The organism is Mesorhizobium sp. M7A.F.Ca.CA.004.12.1.1, assembly GCF_003997835.1.
Lineage (GTDB): Bacteria > Pseudomonadota > Alphaproteobacteria > Rhizobiales > Rhizobiaceae > Mesorhizobium.
Window position 1 is genome coordinate 1 of sequence record NZ_RZRK01000914.1, and the last position, 2,315, is coordinate 2,315.

Genomic DNA, 2,315 nt, shown 5'->3' on the forward strand with positions numbered 1-2,315 from the left:
GACAAGACTGCTTCTAAAATACCGATGCGGCCGCTAGTCTGTATTCGTTTCGGGGTGACGGTAGTTGTATCCTCAAGCGCATGGCGCGAGGTTTTGTAATTGAGAGCAATCAGCGTCGTCATTCCTGCCTGTAACGCGGCGGCGACCATTGCTGCAACGCTGGCATCGCTACGCAGCGAGGCCGAGATCATCGGCGAGATATTGCTGGTCGACGATGCGTCGACCGATGGCACGGCAACCATCGCGCGGGAGGCCGCGGCACAACTCTCGTTGCCGCTGCGCGTGCTGTCGGCCAAATGCCGCGATGCAGGCGGTGCCCGCAATGTGGCGCTGGCCGAAGCGGTCTATTCCTGGGTCTACCTGATCGATGCCGACGACCTGCATCTGCGGGGCGGGTTGCGCGCACTGCTCCGCAAGGCTCAGGAGCGGCCGGAGGCCGACATGATCGTGGGTGCCTACCGGCGACGGGTGAACGGCCAGGACCGGCAGATCAAGATGCCGAACGGCTATCAGGCTGCGTGCCTGGCAAATGCCTCGGCCTATGTGAAAGGCGATATACGTTCGGTCGCCGTGGGCAGCGTTCTGGCATCGCGGACCCTGATCGGCGAGACGCGGTTCCCCATCGGAATGGCCTATGACGAGGACACGCTGTTCTGGGCACGGCTGATGAGCAAGGCATCGCTCGCCATGGTCTCGCAACCTGTCATGGTCTATGAGGTTTCGCCGGTACGTTCCGATGACCGCTTTGCCCTCAACCCGGTGCGGCGCTTTCTGGACTGGCGCCGGGAACTGCGCACACTCACCGACTGCAACATCCCGTTGTCGGCGCTCAAGGCCAGGGAAGGGCTTGTCGCCCTCAAGATCGCCCGGGTCCACTATGCGCGCGGCGACCTGGGCACCGCGGCGCGCTTCCTGGCGGTAGCCGCGGCCGCGCCGAAGCGGCGCTCAGAAGCTTGGCGCTGCCTGCGCTACAGGTTCAAGCTCGCGGCGCGGCGGCGTTTGTCCGCGCCGCCGATCAAGCTGCAAGGCGCTCTGTAGGCGCCAGCCACCGCGATATCGGCGCGAGGCGCTTTTCGGACGGCGGGTGGAACCAGCGGTCGGCCAGTGGCTTATCTACGGAATTCGCGTGGAGCCGACATGTTGCAAAAATCCGGATTGTCGCCCAGCCGACCGGCTGGCGAGGACGCTGTATCGCCAGATGGTGCGCCCAAAAACGGGGCACAAAGCTCGGCCGACCATGCGTCGCTTAGCTATGTCAGCGATGCCGAGCCCGGTATCCGACGGCTAAAGACGGGCAAGGGGTTTTCCTACCAGGGGCCGGACGGAGGGACAGTTTCGGACACTACCAGGGCCCGCATCGAGGCGATCGTCATTCCGCCGGCCTGGACGGATGTGTGGATTTCGCCGGACGCGGACGGCCATATCCAGGCAACCGGCAGGGACCAGCGCGGACGCAAGCAATATCGCTATCATCCGCAATGGGCCGAAGAGCGCGATGGTGCCAAATATTCGAGCCTGGTTGCTTTCGCCGAGAGCCTGCCGGACCTGCGGCACAGGATCGACAGCGATCTGCGCCGTCGTGGCCTGCCGTTCGAGCGTGTCGTCGCCGCGGTCGTCTGGCTGCTCGATAACACGATGATCCGGGTCGGCAATGCCGCCTACGCCCGCGACAACAAGAGTTTCGGGCTGACCACGTTGCGCGACCGGCATGTGGATATTGTCGGTTCAAGCCTGCGCTTTGCCTTCAAGGGCAAGTCGGGCAAGGAGTGGAAGCTGAAGCTGGTCGACCGCCGCATCGCCAGGATTGTGCGCGGCGCACAGGACCTGCCAGGCCAGAAGCTGTTCCAGTATCTCGATGAGGACGGCAACAGGCGGCCGGTCCGCTCCGAGGACGTCAACCGCTATATCCGTGAGGCGGTCGGTGACGCCTTCAGTTCGAAGCATTTCCGCACCTGGGGCGGCACCATTCACGCCGCGTCGCTGTTTGCCCAAACGGAACTGCCGCAAAGCCAGGCACAGCGAAACAGGGCGATGAACAGCGTCATCGACAAGGTTGCCGAGCGGCTGGGCAATACGCGCGCCGTCTGCCGCAAATGCTATATCCATCCGCGGGTCTTCGAAGCGTGGTCCGAGGGGCGGTTGCTGAATGAAATGGCACAAGCCAACAAACGCAAACGCTCCATCGATGGTCTCGATGACGAGGAAGCTCTCGTGCTGCGATGGCTGAAACTGGGAGAAAGCTGACCGGCGCGGCTGGCCGTGGCCAAATCCGTCTACATCTGGATTTTTTTATCGACGTCGTGTCGGGATCGGTC

At 63.2% G+C, this 2,315-nt stretch carries 3 protein-coding genes; 2 read left to right on the forward strand and 1 reads right to left on the reverse strand.

All coding sequences use genetic code 11. From position 1 onward, the window contains the following. On the reverse strand, positions 1-191 hold a 191-nt coding region (locus EN984_RS38370), incomplete at its 3' end, for a hypothetical protein (protein WP_206517530.1). On the opposite strand from EN984_RS38370, the gene EN984_RS31645 reads away from it, so the two are divergent. Beyond that, entirely contained in the window at positions 100-1,038 is a 939-nt protein-coding gene (locus EN984_RS31645; protein ID WP_127271543.1) for a glycosyltransferase family A protein, read from the forward strand. The two genes, EN984_RS38370 and EN984_RS31645, sit on opposite strands and share 92 nt — an antisense overlap. 99 nt (positions 1,039-1,137) lie before the next feature. Further along, complete coding sequence (locus tag EN984_RS31650; RefSeq protein ID WP_127271541.1) at positions 1,138-2,244, forward strand: DNA topoisomerase IB; 1,107 nt, start codon at positions 1,138-1,140, stop codon at positions 2,242-2,244. Positions 2,245-2,315: the final 71 nt, after the last annotated feature.

What these genes read in the sequence shown, in the direction of transcription:
- EN984_RS31650 (WP_127271541.1), top strand. Translation starts at nt 1,138, where the DNA reads ATGTTGCAAAAATCCGGATTGTCGCCCAGCCGACCGGCTGGCGAGGAC.